The sequence below is a fragment of the Hydrogenophaga sp. LT287 genome, from assembly GCF_055702805.1.
The window spans coordinates 1-15563 of sequence record NZ_JBVPZC010000025.1 but is presented as its reverse complement, the minus strand read 5'-3'; the positions used below and the strand labels follow the sequence as shown (position 1 = coordinate 15563).

Here is a 15563-nt window from a genome sequence, read left to right as displayed (position 1 = left end):
GCCTGACATGCAAATCATTCTGCTCGACAAAGTTACCAATCTCGGCGCCCTGGGCGATGTGGTCAAGGTCAAGGACGGTTACGCGCGTAACTTCCTGATCCCCACCGGCCGTGCACGCCGCGCTACCTCCAACGCCATCGCCGAATTCGAAGCGCGCCGCGCTGAACTCGAAAAAGTGGCTGCTGCCAAGCACGCTGAAGCTGCTGCCCTGGGCGAGAAGCTGTCTGCTGTGACGGTCAAGCTGTCGCAAAAAGCCGGTGTGGACGGCCGCCTGTTTGGCTCCGTGACCAACCACGACGTGTCCGAAGAGCTGAACAAGCTGGGCTTCGCTGTGAACAAGTCGCAAGTGCGTATGCCCAACGGCCCGCTGAAGTTGGTGGGCGACTACACGGTGAGCGTGCACCTGCACACCGATGTGACGGTTGACGTCAACGTCTCGGTGCTCGGCGAAACCGCCTGATCACCGGTGCTGGCGCGCAAGCGCTGCACCCAAAAGCCGCCGCGCCTTCGGGTCGGCGGCTTTTTTCATGGCTTGGACTTCATGGCGGATCGGGTCGAGCGCTGAGGGCCTTTGGGGCCTACAGCGCAGTAGTTATCCCGTGAAGTCCACTCTCTGCTCACCGAATACCCACCGGTTGTCCACAGACTTGTCCCATGACTTCTGATCGCTCAGGGCGTACCATTGCCAGTCACTCAAAGAGAGCCCATGTCTGCTGTTTTTTCCGATTCCTTTTCTTCTTTTGATGCCGGCCTGGATGTACCGGGCATGGGTCTTGACCGCCAGGTAGCGCAGTTGCGCGTGCCGCCGCATTCGATCGAGTCCGAGTCCAGCGTGCTGGGCGGCCTGTTGCTCGACAACGGGGCCTGGGACCGGGTGGCCGATCTGCTCAATGAGTCGGATTTCTACCGTTACGAGCACCGATTGACGTATTCGGCCATTGCAACGCTGGTGAATGGCAGCAAGCCGGCCGACGTGGTGACGGTCTACGAGCATTTGCAAAACCTGGGCAAGGCCGACGAGGCGGGTGGTCTGGCCTACCTGAACTCGTTGGCCCAGTACGTGCCGAGCGCCGCCAACATTCGCCGCTACGCCGAGATCGTGCGCGAGCGCGCCATTTTGCGCAAACTGATCACGGCCAGCGACGAAATTGCCACGTCCGCCTTCAACACGCAGGGCCGGCCGGTAGACAAGATCCTTGACGAAGCCGAACAAAAAATCTTCCACATTGGGGAAGAGGGCTCGCGCATGAAAGAGGGTTTTCAAGGCATGGACACGCTCGTGGTCGAGTTGCTTGACCGTGTGCAGGAAATGGCCGACAACCCCAACGACGTCACGGGCGTGCCGACAGGCTTTGTCGACCTCGACCGTATGACCTCGGGTCTGCAGGCGGGCGACCTGATTGTGCTGGCGGCACGGCCTTCCATGGGCAAAACAGCATTTGCCATCAACATTGCGGAGCACGTGGCGCTGAACGAAGGTTTGCCGGTGGCCGTGTTCTCCATGGAGATGGGCGCTTCACAGTTGGCCGTGCGTATCGTGGGTTCCATTGGGCGCATCAACCAGAGCCACCTGCGCAGCGGCAAGCTCACCGATGACGAGTGGCCACGCCTGACCGAAGCGATTGAAAAACTGCGCAATGTGTCGCTGCACATCGACGAGACGCCTGGTCTGAACCCCAGCGTGCTGCGGGCCAATGCTCGGCGCTTGTCGCGCCAGTGCGGCAAGCTGGGCCTCATCGTGGTGGACTATTTGCAGCTGATGAGCGGCAGTGGTTCTGATGGCGACAACCGGGCATCCGAGTTGGGCGAGATTTCGCGCGGTTTGAAAATGCTCGCCAAAGAGTTGCAGTGCCCGGTGATTGCGCTCTCGCAGCTCAACCGATCGGTGGAGACGCGTACCGACAAGCGCCCGATGATGAGCGACTTGCGCGAGTCAGGCGCCATCGAGCAGGATGCGGACATCATCATGTTCATCTACCGCGACGAGTACTACACCAAGGACGCCTGCAAGGAGCCGGGCGTGGCTGAAATCATCATCGGCAAACAGCGAAACGGGCCCACCGGTACCGTGAAGCTGGCGTTCTTGAACATGCTTACACGCTTTGAAAGTTTGGCTGGTGGTGGCGATTACTGACGCTTTTGCCTTTGAATCGAAAAAAAACCGGCCAAGGCCGGTTTTTTCATGGTCGGTGAAGCAGCGCCTCGCGTCAGAGCACCTCGCTGGCGAAGTCCGCCAGCCTGGAGCGTTCACCGCGCGCCAGTGTGATGTGCCCGCCGTGTGGCCATCCTTTGAAGCGGTCCACGGCAAACGTGAGCCCCGATGAGCCTTCGGTCAGGTAGGGAGTGTCGATCTGGGCCAGGTTGCCCATGCAAATGATCTTCGTGCCGGGGCCGGCACGGGTGATCAGCGTTTTCATCTGCTTGGGTGTCAGGTTTTGCGCCTCGTCGATGATCACGTACTTGTTCATGAACGTGCGCCCGCGCATGAAGTTCATGCTCTTGATCTTGACCCGGCTGCGCACCAGTTCGTTGGTGGCCGCACGGCCCCATTCGCCAGCATTGCCGCCATCACCTTTCGCCAGAAATTCCAGGTTGTCATCCAGCGCGCCCATCCAGGGACCCATCTTTTCCTCTTCGGTGCCCGGCAGGAAGCCGATGTCTTCACCCACGCTCACCGTGGCGCGGGTCATGATGATCTCGGTGTAGCGCCGATCGTCCAGCACCTGCGTCAGGCCACTGGCCAGCGCCATCAGCGTCTTGCCGGTGCCAGCGGTACCCGCCAGCGTGACGAAGTCGATTTCAGGATCCATCAGCAGGTTGAGTGCGAAATTTTGCTCGCGGTTGCGGCTGGTCACGCCCCACACGGCATTTTTCAAGTGGGTGTAGTCCTTCAGTGTCTTGAGCACCGCGGTTTTGTCGCGAATTTCGGTGACCCGGGCGTACAGCGAAGGCTCACCGGGCGCTTCAAAGTAGACAAACTGGTTGATGTAAAACTGACCCACGGTAGGGCCGCTGACGCGGTAAAACGTATGGCTACCGCTGGCCCAGCTTTCAATGGTCTTGCTCTGGCGTGTCCAGAAGTCTTGCGGCAAAGCCAGAGCGCCTGCGTACAACAGCTCGCCGTCCTCCAGCGTCTTGTCGTTCTCGTAGTCCTCGGCGGCGAGACCCAGTGCGCGTGCCTTCACCCGCATGTTGATGTCCTTGGACACCAGGATCACTTCCCGCGGGGGGTATTTGCCCCTCAGCGCATGAACCACACCCAGAATCTGGTTGTCCGCCTTGCCTTGGGGCAGGCTGGACGGCAACTGAGCATCCAGTGGTTCCGTCTGGAAGAAGAGCAAGCCCTTGGCCGACTGGTGTCCTGTGGCCGAGAGTTTGAGTCCCTTGGTCATGTCACCGCCCTGCTGGGCCACCAGTGCGTCCAGCGTGCGGCTGGTCTGGCGGCCATTGCGGGCCACTTCGGTCATGCCTTTTTTGTGCCCATCAAGCTCTTCCAGCACGATCATGGGCAGGAAGATGTCGTGTTCCTCAAAGCGGAACAGGCTCATCGGGTCGTGCAGCAGCACGTTGGTGTCCAGCACGAACAGGCGGGGGGCGCCCACGTTACCCGACTTGCTGCGGTCACTGCGGCGGTTGCTGGCCACGGGTGCCGGGCGCTTGGTGGCAGCGCCGCCTTGTGGCTGGCTGGTGGGTTGGCGGGAGTCGCTGGTGTTGGCGGTGGGGGCTACCGCTGCTGGCATTGGCTCGGCAGCCGGCGAAGCCCTGGTCGATTCAACGTACGCAACCAAAGGCGCCGGCACCGCAGGTTGGTTTGTTTTGCGGCTGCGCGACCTGGACCGAGGGTTGCTCGTTGCCGGTGCAGTGTCTGCTGCGGGTGCAACCGGCCCTGCTGGAATCGCGCTGGCTGCCACCGGCACGATGGCTTCACGCACGGGTGCCAAGTCCATGGGTTCATCGGCCGGTTTGCGGTTGTATGCGTCGGGGGAGAGCAAAGATGCGCGTTTTGATGGGGCTGGTGGCAGTGGCATGGCGGGCGTTTGGGTTCAGCGCAGAATCAGAAAACAAAAAGCCGCCGGGGTGACCGGGCGGCTTCGAGGGCTGCTGTGGGTTTTGGAGCGCTGGGAGCGGATGGGCTTCCTCGTGTCATGAAATCATTATGCATGACAGCTGTGACAGTGTTGACCCGGAGCGGATCGGACAGTCACAGCGCTGTGGATTCAATCAACCCGCTTTTTTCAGCGTTTTCACGGCCTTGAGAACCTCTTCGACGTGCCCTGGGACCTTGAGTCCGCGCCATTCCTGTGCGAGCACACCGTCAGGTCCGATCAGGAAGGTGCTGCGCTCGATGCCCTTGACCTTCTTGCCGTACATGATCTTGTTCTTGACCACACCAAACATGTGGCACATTTTTTCTTCGGTGTCGGCGATCAACTCAAACGGGAGTTCGAGCTTGGTTTTGAAGTCGTCGTGAGACTTCATGTTGTCGCGCGAGACGCCGAACACCTGCGCACCCGCTTTGACAAAGTCTTTGTACTTGTCGCGGAACTGCATGGCTTCGGTGGTGCAGCCCGGGGTGTTGTCTTTGGGATAAAAATACAAAACCACCGTTTGCCCAAGGTGCGTTTGATTGCTGACCTTGATGCCGCCGGTGGCTTGAGATTCAAATTCGGGAATGGGTTTATTGACAACGACTGCCATACTGCGTGGACCCCTGACGTAAGTTGGTGGTGATTCGTTGGCTTGTGCTTGGCTACACAGGCTCCCGGTGGCAGCTGTGGCGCACGGGAGGCAGGCCAGGAAACAATCGGGTATTTTAACCCCGAACCGCTTTTTGGGACAGTCCCAGCCCCAGGGTGCTCGGATGGAGCTCTCTCACGGGCCCGAATTGGCGCCGTGTGGATCGCCGCTTGGCCGTGTCTCGATCCGCGCTGCGGGCCTGGTCTTCCCGGTTTGCCGGCCTCAGGTTTCTATCAGTAAGGCCGCTACGACCCGCCTGCCTTCGCTCGCGAGAATGTTGTAAGTGCGACAGGCGGCTGTTGTGTCCATGGTCTCCACGCCAATTCGCTGCCCCATCAGGCTGCGCAGCAAGGCGGGCGGCAGGAAACGGAGTTTGGAGCCGCTGCCGAAAACCACCAGTTCGGGCGCTTCCGTCATCACGCTGGCCAGCATCGAAAAATGCGCTTCGGTCAGGTCTTCAAAACGGGTGCAGGTCCATGGCACCAACTGGCCCGATGAGGCGAGCACCAGGCTTTGGGTGTGGCGCTGCCCGTTGACCGCAATCCAGCCTTCGCCATAAGCAGTGACGGACTGGGTATCCAATTTGTCGGCGTGCAGTTTCATGGCGTGATGGATCAGGCGGCTGGGGGTGCGGCTTGCACGCGGTGGTGTGCCACTGGGGGTGCAGAGATGCGGTGGAGAACTGTGGTCAAATTACAGGTTTTCCCTGCAACCGACCCGTAATATAACGCTCGGCGAACCTGCCCAGGGCGGGTGTGCCGCTTGACCCCTGACTCCCCTTGGGAGGAACTTTGAAAACCATCCAGAAATCCGCCAAGCTCGCCAACGTCTGCTACGACATCCGGGGTCCCATCATGGACGCGGCGCGTCAGATGGAGGAAGAGGGTCACAAGATCATCAAGCTCAACATCGGCAATTTGGCGGTGTTTGGGTTTGATGCGCCCGAAGAGATCCAGCAAGACATGATCCGCAACCTGCCGAACTCGGCGGGTTATTCGGACAGCAAAGGTATTTTCGCGGCGCGCAAGGCGGTGATGCACGAAACCCAGAAGCAGGGTGTCAAGGGTGTAACGCTGGACGACATCTACCTGGGCAACGGCGCCAGCGAACTGATTGTGATGGCCACCAATGCGTTGCTGGACGACGGCGATGAGCTGCTGCTGCCTTCACCCGATTACCCGCTCTGGACGGCCGCCGTGAGCCTGTCGGGCGGCACGCCGGTGCATTACCGGTGCGACGAATCCAACGGGTGGATGCCCGACCTGGACGACATTCGCCGCAAGATCACCCCCGCCACCAAAGGCATCGTGGTGATCAACCCCAACAACCCGACAGGCGCGCTGTATTCTGACGCGTTGCTCAAGTCCATCGTCGAACTGGCTCGCCAACACGGGCTGGTGATTTTTGCCGACGAGGTGTACGACAAGGTGCTGTATGACGGTGTCAAGCACACCGCAATGGCGAGCCTGTCGGAAGACGTGCTGACGCTGACGTTCAATTCGTTGTCGAAGAGCTACCGTTCGTGTGGCTACCGCGCTGGCTGGCTGGTGGTGTCTGGCGACAAAAAGCCTGCCAAGGATTACATCGAGGGCTTGAACATGCTCTCGAACATGCGCCTGTGCGCCAACGTCCCCGGCCAGTGGGCCATTCAGACAGCCCTGGGTGGTTACCAGAGCATCAACGATCTGGTGTGCGAGGGCGGGCGTTTGCGGCGCCAGCGCGATCTGGCCTATGAGCTGATCACCGCCATTCCGGGGGTGAGTTGCGTCAAACCCTCGGCGGCGCTCTACATGTTTCCGCGACTCGACCCCCAGATGTACCCGGTCGAGGACGATCAGCAGCTGTTCCTGGAGCTGCTGCAGGAAACGCGCGTGATGCTGGTGCAGGGCTCGGGTTTCAATTACCCGGACAACCAACATTTCCGCATCGTGTTTTTGCCGCACGAGGACGACCTGCGTGAGGCCATTGGCCGCGTGGCGAAGTTTTTTGAAGGCTGGCGCAAACGCCACGGCACCTGATTTTTCTGAATTCCATTCAAGCAATGACCGATATGAAACCAATTCAAGTGGGCCTTTTGGGCATAGGTACCGTGGGCAGCGGTACGTTCAATGTGCTCAAGCGCAACCAGGAAGAAATCAAGCGCCGCGCTGGCCGCGGTATTGAAATCACGATGGTGGCCGATCTCGATGTGGCCCGCGCGCAGTCTCTGGTAGGGCCCGGTGTGCAGGTGGTGAACGATGCCCGTGCCGTCATTGCCAACCCTGACATCGACATCGTCATCGAGTTGATTGGTGGCTATGGCATCGCCAAGGCGCTGGTGCTTGAAGCCATTGCCGCTGGCAAGCATGTGGTCACGGCCAACAAAGCGCTGCTGGCGGTGCATGGCACCGAGATCTTTGCCGCAGCGTCGGCCAAGGGCGTGATGGTGGCGTTTGAAGCGGCGGTGGCCGGTGGCATCCCGATTATCAAAGCGTTGCGTGAAGGTCTGACGGCCAACAGCATTCAATGGATCGCCGGCATCATCAACGGCACCACTAACTTTATCTTGTCCGAAATGCGCGACAAGGGTTTGGACTTTGACGTGGTGCTGAAGGAGGCGCAGCGTCTGGGTTATGCCGAAGCCGACCCTACGTTTGATATCGAAGGCGTGGACGCAGCGCACAAAGTGACGCTCATGAGCGCCATTGCATTTGGCATCCCGGTGCAATTTGACAAGGCTTATGTCGAAGGCATCACCAAGCTCGGCGCCGCTGACATCAAATACGCAGAGCAACTGGGCTACCGCATCAAGCTGTTGGGTATCACCAAGCGCACGGCCCAAGGCATTGAGTTGCGCGTACACCCCAGCCTGGTGCCCACCAAGCGCCTCATCGCAAATGTGGAAGGTGCCATGAACGCCGTGGTGGTGCAGGGCGATGCCGTGGGCACGACGCTGTATTACGGCAAGGGCGCTGGCAGCGAACCCACGGCGAGCGCCGTCATTGCCGATCTGGTCGATATCACCCGGCTGCACACCGCTGACCCGCATCACCGCGTGCCGCACCTGGCCTTCCAGCCCGACGCCATGAGCGACCTGTCCGTGCTGCCCATGAGCGAGGTGGTGACGAGCTACTACCTGCGTCTGCGCGTGGCAGACGAAGCCGGTGTGCTGGCCAAGGTAACCGGGCTCTTGGCTGACGCTGGCATCAGCATCGACGCGGTGTTGCAGCGCGAGGCCGATGAAATCGGCGGTGAGGGCTCGACCCAGACCGACGTCATCATCCTCACGCACGACACCCGCGAGGGCACGCTGGACGCCGTGCTGGCTCAAATGCAGGCGCTTCCTTCGGTGCTGGCACCGATCACGCGCATCCGCAAGGAAGAGTTGAATTAACCCCACGCGTCGCCTGCGGCGCTACCCCAAGGGGCGATGCTCGTGGGCCGGCAGAGCCGGTTCCATGGCATCTTGATCGAGCACCTCCCCTCGCGGAGCGTCTTGTCTGCTGATATTGGAACTGACATGCAATACCTTTCCACCCGCGGTCACCCGGATCGCAAACGTTTTTGCGAAATCCTGCTGGAAGGCTTGGCGCCCGATGGCGGTCTGTATCTGCCTGAGCGCTACCCACAGGTGGATGCAGCCACGCTGGCGCGCTGGCGGGCTGCTTTCAACGGCGGCGAACCGGGCGGCTACGCTGCGCTGGCGTTCGAGGTGCTGTCGCTCTACATCGACGATATTCCGCCGGCCGATCTGAAGGCGCTTTGCGAAAAGACGTACACGGAGGCGGTGTACGGCACAGCAGCCATCGTTCCACTGAAAAAGCTGGAGGATGGCTTTTACCTCGAAGCGCTGTCCAATGGCCCCACGCTCGCCTTCAAGGACATGGCGATGCAACTGCTGGGCAACCTGTTTGAATACGAACTGGCCCGCCGCGGCGAAGAACTCAACATTTTGGGGGCTACCAGTGGTGACACCGGCAGCGCGGCCGAATACGCCATGCGAGGCAAAAAAGGCGTGCGCGTTTTCATGCTCAGCCCGCACGGCCGCATGAGCCCGTTTCAGCAGGCGCAGATGTTCAGCCTGATGGACGACAACATCCACAACATCGCCATTGAAGGTGTGTTCGACGACTGCCAGGACATTGTCAAAAACGTCAGTAACGACCTGGACTTCAAGCGCGTCTACAAGATCGGTACCGTCAATTCGATCAACTGGGCGCGCCTGCTGGCGCAGGTCGTTTACTACTTCGCCGGCTATTTTCAGGCAACCGCCAGCGACACGCAAAAGGTGAGCTTCACGGTGCCCAGCGGCAACTTTGGCAACGTCTGCGCTGGCCATGTGGCGCGCCAGATGGGCCTGCCCGTCCAGACGCTGGTGGTGGCAACCAATGAAAACGACGTGCTGGACGAGTTCTTCCGCACCGGTGTGTACCGCGTGCGGGCGAGTGCTGACACGTTTGAGACCTCCAGTCCATCGATGGACATCTCCAAGGCCAGCAACTTTGAGCGCTTTGTGTTCGATTTGCTTGGTCGAGACGGTGCCCGCGTGAAAGCCCTCTTTGGCGATGCGCTGCACAAAGCTGGGCGCTTTGAGCTGGGTGCCGATAAGGTGTTTGCCGAGGCCGCCAGTCGCTACGGTTTTGCCAGTGGCAAGAGCTCGCACAGCGATCGACTGGCCACGATCAAGGACGCGTTTGAGCGCTACAACATCATGATCGACACCCACACCGCCGATGGCGTGAAGGTGGCGCGGGAGCACCTGCAACCGGGCGTGCCCATGATCGTGCTGGAGACCGCTTTACCCATCAAGTTCGCTGAAACCATCGTTGAAGCCCTGGGCCGTCAGCCCGATCGGCCAGCCCGTTTCAACGGTATTGAAGACCTGCCCAAGCGCGTGCGTGTCATGCCCGCAGACACCGCAGCCGTGCAGGCCTACGTCGCCGAGCATTGTCCCGTCGCATGAAGGTCGTCGGCTTTGCGGGTTACTCGGGTTCGGGCAAGACCACGCTGGTTGAGCAGCTGATTCCGGCGCTTAAATTTCGTGGCCTGCGTGTGTCGGTGGTCAAGCACGCCCACCACCAGTTTGACATTGACCACCCCGGTAAAGACACCTGGCGCCACCGCGAAGCCGGTGCCTTTGAGGTGGTGGCGGCGTCGCCTAACCGACTGGTGCTGATGCGTGAGTTTGAACAGCCAGCCGAACTCAAGGTGCACCAGTTGATTGCCGAGCTTTACGGCGGTGTGGACTGGGTGCTGGTTGAAGGCTTCAAAGAAAGCGATTTGCACAAGATTGAGATTTGGCGCGAGGCCAGTGGCAAGCCCGCTCGCTACCCCGACGATCCTTTCATTGCAGCCATTGCGACCGACAGCCCGACAGCCTTGCCCGTCTCAACCGCTCGACCGGTACTGGATTTGAACCAGCCAGATGACGTCGCGGCCTGGTTGGTCGAAAATGGCCACCGATTCGATTACAGCCCAGAGATCTACGCGCCATGACCGTTCACAAGCCAGCAGCCCGAGCCCCTTTGATGTCGCTGGACGATGCACTGGCCAGCTTGCTGGGTCGCGTGGTGCCGCTCAGCACCACGGAAAACGTGGCTACCTTTGACGCCGATCGCCGCGTGCTGGCGCAAGACCTGGTTTCTGCGCTGCAAGTCCCGCCAAACAATAACTCGTCCATGGACGGTTATGCGGTGTGCAGTGCCGACGTCACGGCCCCTGGGGTGGTCTTGTCCGTGTCGCAGCGCATTGCTGCAGGCCATGCCGCAGAACCGTTGCGACCAGGCACCTGCGCCCGTATTTTTACTGGCGCCCCCATGCCCGAAGGTGCCGACGCGGTGGTGATGCAGGAAGACACCCAAGATGTGGGTGGCAACATCCATGGCGTGCACATCAACGCCGTGCCCCAGCCGGGCCAGTGGGTGCGCCGGGCCGGAGAAGACGTGACGCGTGGTGCCGTGGTGTTGTCTCGCGGCGAGCGGTTTTCACCGGCAAGCCTGGGTTTGGCCGCCAGCCTGGGCTTGGCCCATGTGCCGGTGGTCGCGCGGCCCCGCGTGGCGCTGTTTTCAACCGGCGACGAACTGGTGATGCCGGGTGATGTATCCCCGCAGGACATGAAGCCGGGCGCCATTTACAACTCCAACCGCTTTTTCTTGCGTGCGTTGTTGCAGCGTCTGGGCTGTGAGGTGAGTGATCTGGGCATCGTGCCCGACCGCCGCGAAGCCACGCTGGCGGCACTTAAAACGGCAGCAGACCACCACGACCTGATCTTGACCAGCGGTGGTGTTTCGGTGGGTGAGGAAGACCACATCAAGTCGGCCGTGCAGCAACTCGGCAGCCTCGATCTGTGGCAGATTGGTATGAAGCCGGGCAAGCCGTTTGCTTACGGGCGTGTGAACCGCGACGCCGGTGCGGGCGCCAGCGCTGCGCAGCCTTGCCATTTCATTGGCCTTCCTGGCAATCCGGTGTCGAGCTTCGTTACCTTTGTGTTGCTGGTCAGGCCGTTTTTACTCAAGCTGCAAGGCGCGCAAGTTCCTCGTGTGCAGCCCGTGATGCTGCCGGCCCATTTCACGGTGGCCCGTGCTGACAAGCGCCGCGAATTTCTGCGCGTGTGTCGCAACGCCGAAGGTGGGTTGGACCTCTTTCCCAACCAGAGTTCGGGGGTTTTGACTTCTGCCGTGTGGGGTGACGGTCTGGTGGACAACCCGGCCGGCGCCACCATCGCCCATGGTGATCCAGTGCCCTATCTTTCTTTTGCAGAGTTGCTCGCATGATTGTCAAACTTCGCTATTTCGCATCGATTCGAGAGGCCATCGGCGCCAGCAGCGAGTCGGCTGACACCAAGGCAGCCACCCTGGGCGCGCTGCGTGAAGAGTTGGTTGCACGCGGTGGTGCTTACGCCGAAGCGCTGGCGCGTGGTCGTGCGGTGCGGGTGGCCTTGAACCAGACCATGAGCGACGAGGGGGCCGCGCTCATCGATGGCGCCGAAGTGGGGTTTTTCCCACCCGTCACAGGAGGCTGAACATGGCACCGCGCGTCAGCATCCAGACCGAAGACTTCGACCTGAGCACCGAGGTGCAGCGGTTGCGCGAGCAGGACAAGCGCGTGGGCGCCGTGTGCAGTTTCATGGGTACCGTGCGTGACCGCAACGACGGGCAGAGCATCAGCACGATGGAGCTGGAGCACTACCCTGGCATGACCGAAAAAAGCATTGAGGCCATGATCGACGAAGCCTTCCGGCGTTTCGACATCTTCGGTGCACGCGTGATTCACCGCGTGGGCTTGCTGCAGCCGCTGGACCAAATTGTGCTGGTGGCCGTGACATCGGCCCACCGTGGCGAGAGCTTCCAGGCTTGCGAATTCCTGATGGACTACCTGAAGACCCAGGCGCCGTTCTGGAAGAAGGAACAGACGCCCGAGGGTGCGCGATGGGTGGACGCACGCGTGAGCGACGACGCGGCGCTGGCCAAGTGGGGTATCGAAGCGCGCAACGCTTGAGTGTCCGTTTGCGCCTTGCGTGTCCCGCGCGACCGTGCGTGGGGTGTGCGCACAACGGACTGAAAACGCACGGCCCTCGCGGGTGCAGCCTGCGCGGATGCGCTGAGACCTTGCTTTTTTCGAATTGGCGCAAAAATGGACGGCGTGCACGTGCTTGGCTGATCTGCGTCAACGGCTGCGCGGTCAGCCTGCATCAGGCTTCATGCTTGTCTTGAAAAGTGGTCGTCAAGCGCCACATACCAGCCAATACAAACATTCGGAGTGCATGATCCATGCGACTCGACAAACTCACCACCAAGTTCCAAGAAGCCCTGAGCGAAGCCCAGACACTGGCGCTCGGCGCTGACCACGCTTACATTGAGCCCGCTCACCTGCTGCTGGCCATGCTGCGTCAGGCCGATGGCCCGCAGTCTTTGCTGCAGCGCGCGGGTGTCAACGTGCCTGGATTGACCAAGGCCGCCGAGGCGGCGATGACGCGCTTGCCGGAAGTGCAGGGGCAAGACCAAGTGCAGGTTGGGCAAGAGCTGTCCAAATTGCTGCAAGCCACCGAAAAAGAAGCCATCAAACGCGGCGACCAGTTCATCGCTAGCGAACTCTTTTTGCTTGCAGTGGCCGACAGCAAAGGGGAGTTGGGGCGCATCTCGAATGAGAACGGCCTGAACCGCAAGAGCCTTGAATCGGCCATCATCGCCGTACGCGGTGGTCAGTCCATGGACAGTCCCGAGGCCGAGGGTCAGCGCGAGGCTCTTAAAAAATACACGATGGACCTCACCGAGCGCGCCCGCATGGGCAAGCTGGACCCGGTGATTGGCCGCGATGACGAGATTCGCCGCGCCATCCAGGTGTTGCAACGCCGGACCAAGAACAACCCTGTGCTGATCGGCGAGCCCGGTGTGGGTAAAACGGCCATTGTTGAAGGCTTGGCCCAGCGCATCGTGGCGGGCGAAGTGCCTGATTCGCTCAAGGGCAAACGCGTGCTGAGCCTGGACATGGCGGCGCTGCTGGCCGGGGCCAAGTTCCGTGGTGAGTTTGAAGAGCGCCTGAAAACCGTGCTCAACGAGTTGGCCAAAGACGAAGGCCAGACCATTGTGTTCATTGACGAGTTACACACCATGGTGGGAGCCGGCAAAGGCGAAGGGGCTATGGATGCGGGCAACATGCTCAAGCCAGCGCTGGCCCGCGGAGAACTGCACTGCGTGGGTGCCACCACGCTCGACGAGTACCGCAAATACATTGAAAAAGATGCTGCACTCGAGCGCCGCTTTCAGAAGATCATTGTGGGCGAGCCCAGTGTGGAAGCCACCATTGCCATCTTGCGTGGTTTGCAAGAGAAGTATGAGGTGCATCACGGCGTTCAGATCACCGACCCGGCCATCGTGGCCGCTGCCGAGCTCAGCCACCGCTACATCACCGATCGCTTTTTGCCTGACAAGGCCATCGATCTCATCGACGAGGCGGCCAGCAAGATCAAGATCGAACTCGACTCCAAGCCCGAGGTGATGGACAAACTCGACCGCCGTTTGATTCAGTTGCAAATTGAGCGCGAGGCCGTGCGGCGTGAGAAGGATGAGGCGTCACAAAAGCGCTTCGGTCTGATTGCGGAAGAAATTGCCCGGTTGGAGAAAGAAATCTCCGACTACGACGAAATCTGGAAGGCTGAAAAAGCCCAGGCGCTGGGCTCCAAGGACGTGATGGAGGAGATGGACCGTATCCGTTCCCAGATCAAGACATTCACCGACAAGGGTGACTTCAACAAAGTGGCCGAGCTGCAATACGGCAAGCTACCCGAATTGGAAAAGCGCCTCAAAGACGCGCAGGCTGTGGAATCGGGGAAAGCCGCCAACAAAGACGGTACGGGCCGCCCGCAGCTGCTACGTACCCAGGTGGGTGCTGAAGAGATTGCAGAAGTCGTGGCCCGCGCGACCGGCATCCCCGTGGCCAAACTCATGCAGGGCGAGCGCGACAAGCTGCTGGTGATGGAAGACAAGCTGCATCAGCGTGTGGTGGGGCAAGACGAAGCCATTGGCGCCGTCGCCAACGCGATCCGCCGCTCACGCTCCGGACTATCCGATCCGAACCGACCCACGGGCTCGTTTCTGTTTTTAGGCCCAACGGGTGTCGGTAAAACCGAGCTGTGCAAGGCGCTCGCCGGCTTCCTGTTTGATAGCGAAGACCACCTGATTCGCATCGATATGAGCGAATTTATGGAGAAACACTCGGTGGCACGCCTCATTGGTGCGCCGCCCGGGTATGTAGGCTACGAGGAGGGCGGCTACCTGACAGAAGCCGTGCGCCGTAAGCCTTACAGCGTGCTGCTGCTGGACGAAGTGGAGAAAGCCCACCCGGATGTGTTCAACGTACTGCTTCAAGTTCTGGACGACGGACGTCTGACCGACGGGCAAGGGCGCACCGTGGACTTCAAAAACACGGTGATCGTGATGACGAGCAACATTGGCTCGCACCTGATCCAGGCCATGGTGGGTCAACCCTACGACGATGTGAAAGAAGCGGTGTGGGGAGAGCTCAAGGAGCATTTCCGGCCTGAGTTCTTGAACCGCATCGACGAGACAGTGGTGTTCCATGCACTCGATGCTCAGCATATCGCTTCCATAGCCGGCATTCAGCTGAAGGCTTTGCAGGCTCGCCTGCAGAAGATGGACTTGCGCCTCGATGTGGCTCCCGCAGCGCTGGATGAGCTTGCTAAAGTAGGTTTTGATCCCGTGTTCGGTGCCCGACCGCTCAAGCGGGCGATTCAACAACGCATAGAAAACCCACTTTCCAAGTTGCTGCTGGAAGGCAAGTACCCGCCTAAGTCGGTGATACCTGTCGGCGTGGACCCCGTTCGCAACCCGGGTGTGTTCGAGTTCGGCGAGGCGGTTGCCATGGATTGACGCCTGCACTTCACAAAACTTCCCCGTAGGTCACCGCGTGCACCGCTGTGTAACCGGCACAGCCCGACCGCGGCGCAACGGGGAAGGGGCGGAAGTAAAAGCTGGGATGAAGGTGCAACCAACCTTGCAACGAAAGCCGCAGCAGCAAATGGTCAGAAAATTTAGCCAAGCTGTTGACCGCCGCGAAAAAACCGATGTATACTGCAAGGCTTCGCTGATCGCTGATCGCTGCAACGCCGCAAGGTAAGCAACCCAAGTCTGCGAAGTGGGCTGAGTCTTCTAGGTAAAAACCCTAAAATACTTTTTCCAGACACCAAAAACTGTGTCATAATACGAGGCTCAGCTGATCGCAGCTAAGCAGGACGGATGAGGTGGCAAGTGCTGCTGAGTTTGTTGGATCATTAAAAATATACAGCCGATAAGCGTGGGCGTTTGAAGGCGATTGCGAAAACGGATTCT

The 15563-nt window shown here is 60.2% G+C and carries 14 protein-coding genes; 11 read left to right on the top strand and 3 right to left on the bottom strand.

Annotated features, from left to right (window positions below; translation table 11 throughout):
- Nucleotides 1-7: 7 nt before the first annotated feature.
- Entirely contained in the window at nt 8-460 is a 453-nt protein-coding gene (gene rplI / locus AC0GNR_RS15420; protein ID WP_304834477.1) for a 50S ribosomal protein L9, read from the top strand.
- 246 nt (nt 461-706) lie between these two features.
- Nucleotides 707-2134: a replicative DNA helicase gene (dnaB, locus tag AC0GNR_RS15415; protein WP_472901787.1), complete on the top strand. Its 1428-nt coding sequence runs from the start codon at nt 707-709 to the stop codon at nt 2132-2134.
- 73 nt (nt 2135-2207) lie between these two features.
- Here the strand turns inward: dnaB and AC0GNR_RS15410 are convergent, their stop codons facing one another.
- On the bottom strand, nt 2208-3740 hold the full coding sequence (locus tag AC0GNR_RS15410) for a PhoH family protein (RefSeq protein WP_472901786.1): 1533 nt from the start codon (nt 3738-3740) through the stop codon (nt 2208-2210).
- On the opposite strand from AC0GNR_RS15410, the gene AC0GNR_RS15405 reads away from it, so the two are divergent.
- A complete protein-coding gene (locus AC0GNR_RS15405) occupies nt 3718-4149 on the top strand; it encodes a hypothetical protein (protein ID WP_472901785.1) in 432 nt (143 codons plus the stop codon). The two genes, AC0GNR_RS15410 and AC0GNR_RS15405, sit on opposite strands and share 23 nt — an antisense overlap.
- Before the next feature lie 72 nt (nt 4150-4221).
- Here AC0GNR_RS15405 and AC0GNR_RS15400 read toward each other — a convergent pair whose 3' ends face one another.
- Nucleotides 4222-4698: a peroxiredoxin gene (locus AC0GNR_RS15400; protein WP_439114631.1), complete on the bottom strand. Its 477-nt coding sequence runs from the start codon at nt 4696-4698 to the stop codon at nt 4222-4224.
- Nucleotides 4699-4959: 261 nt separating this feature from the next.
- Nucleotides 4960-5340: an Mth938-like domain-containing protein gene (locus tag AC0GNR_RS15395; protein WP_472901784.1), complete on the bottom strand. Its 381-nt coding sequence runs from the start codon at nt 5338-5340 to the stop codon at nt 4960-4962.
- A gap of 188 nt (nt 5341-5528) precedes the next feature.
- Here AC0GNR_RS15395 and AC0GNR_RS15390 point away from each other — a divergent pair, with 188 nt between their 5' ends.
- The 8 genes from AC0GNR_RS15390 (at nt 5529) to clpB (ending at nt 15104) form a co-directional block, all read left to right on the top strand.
- On the top strand, nt 5529-6755 hold the full coding sequence (locus AC0GNR_RS15390) for a pyridoxal phosphate-dependent aminotransferase (protein ID WP_472901783.1): 1227 nt from the start codon (nt 5529-5531) through the stop codon (nt 6753-6755).
- A gap of 32 nt (nt 6756-6787) precedes the next feature.
- A complete protein-coding gene (locus tag AC0GNR_RS15385; RefSeq protein ID WP_472901782.1) occupies nt 6788-8110 on the top strand; it encodes a homoserine dehydrogenase in 1323 nt (440 codons plus the stop codon).
- 126 nt (nt 8111-8236) lie between these two features.
- The gene (gene thrC, locus AC0GNR_RS15380; protein ID WP_472901781.1) at nt 8237-9679 is read left to right on the top strand and encodes a threonine synthase; all 1443 of its coding nucleotides are present in this window, start codon (nt 8237-8239) and stop codon (nt 9677-9679) included.
- Nucleotides 9676-10212 carry a molybdopterin-guanine dinucleotide biosynthesis protein B gene (gene mobB / locus AC0GNR_RS15375; RefSeq protein ID WP_472901780.1) on the top strand — a complete coding sequence of 179 codons (537 nt, stop codon included), beginning with the start codon at nt 9676-9678 and terminating at the stop codon, nt 10210-10212. Before thrC ends, mobB begins: the two co-directional genes overlap by 4 nt.
- The gene (locus AC0GNR_RS15370) at nt 10209-11489 is read left to right on the top strand and encodes a molybdopterin molybdotransferase MoeA (protein ID WP_472901779.1); all 1281 of its coding nucleotides are present in this window, start codon (nt 10209-10211) and stop codon (nt 11487-11489) included. The genes mobB and AC0GNR_RS15370 overlap by 4 nt, the downstream gene beginning before the upstream one ends.
- Entirely contained in the window at nt 11486-11737 is a 252-nt protein-coding gene (gene moaD, locus AC0GNR_RS15365) for a molybdopterin converting factor subunit 1 (protein WP_472901778.1), read from the top strand. The genes AC0GNR_RS15370 and moaD overlap by 4 nt, the downstream gene beginning before the upstream one ends.
- A 2-nt stretch (nt 11738-11739) precedes the next feature.
- Entirely contained in the window at nt 11740-12213 is a 474-nt protein-coding gene (locus tag AC0GNR_RS15360) for a molybdenum cofactor biosynthesis protein MoaE (RefSeq protein WP_472901777.1), read from the top strand.
- Nucleotides 12214-12485: 272 nt separating this feature from the next.
- The gene (gene clpB, locus AC0GNR_RS15355; RefSeq protein WP_472901776.1) at nt 12486-15104 is read left to right on the top strand and encodes an ATP-dependent chaperone ClpB; all 2619 of its coding nucleotides are present in this window, start codon (nt 12486-12488) and stop codon (nt 15102-15104) included.
- Nucleotides 15105-15563: the final 459 nt, after the last annotated feature.

Excerpts from the sequence above, each read along its gene's own strand:
- rplI (WP_304834477.1), top strand. The coding sequence starts at position 8 with ATGCAAATCATTCTGCTCGACAAAGTTACCAATCTCGGCGCCCTGGGC.
- dnaB (WP_472901787.1), top strand. The coding sequence starts at position 707 with ATGTCTGCTGTTTTTTCCGATTCCTTTTCTTCTTTTGATGCCGGCCTG.
- AC0GNR_RS15410 (WP_472901786.1), bottom strand. The coding sequence starts at position 3,740 with ATGCCAGCAGCGGTAGCCCCCACCGCCAACACCAGCGACTCCCGCCAA.
- AC0GNR_RS15400 (WP_439114631.1), bottom strand. The coding sequence starts at position 4,698 with ATGGCAGTCGTTGTCAATAAACCCATTCCCGAATTTGAATCTCAAGCC.
- AC0GNR_RS15395 (WP_472901784.1), bottom strand. The coding sequence starts at position 5,340 with ATGAAACTGCACGCCGACAAATTGGATACCCAGTCCGTCACTGCTTAT.
- AC0GNR_RS15385 (WP_472901782.1), top strand. The coding sequence starts at position 6,788 with ATGAAACCAATTCAAGTGGGCCTTTTGGGCATAGGTACCGTGGGCAGC.
- thrC (WP_472901781.1), top strand. The coding sequence starts at position 8,237 with ATGCAATACCTTTCCACCCGCGGTCACCCGGATCGCAAACGTTTTTGC.
- mobB (WP_472901780.1), top strand. The coding sequence starts at position 9,676 with ATGAAGGTCGTCGGCTTTGCGGGTTACTCGGGTTCGGGCAAGACCACG.
- AC0GNR_RS15370 (WP_472901779.1), top strand. The coding sequence starts at position 10,209 with ATGACCGTTCACAAGCCAGCAGCCCGAGCCCCTTTGATGTCGCTGGAC.
- moaD (WP_472901778.1), top strand. The coding sequence starts at position 11,486 with ATGATTGTCAAACTTCGCTATTTCGCATCGATTCGAGAGGCCATCGGC.
- AC0GNR_RS15360 (WP_472901777.1), top strand. The coding sequence starts at position 11,740 with ATGGCACCGCGCGTCAGCATCCAGACCGAAGACTTCGACCTGAGCACC.
- clpB (WP_472901776.1), top strand. The coding sequence starts at position 12,486 with ATGCGACTCGACAAACTCACCACCAAGTTCCAAGAAGCCCTGAGCGAA.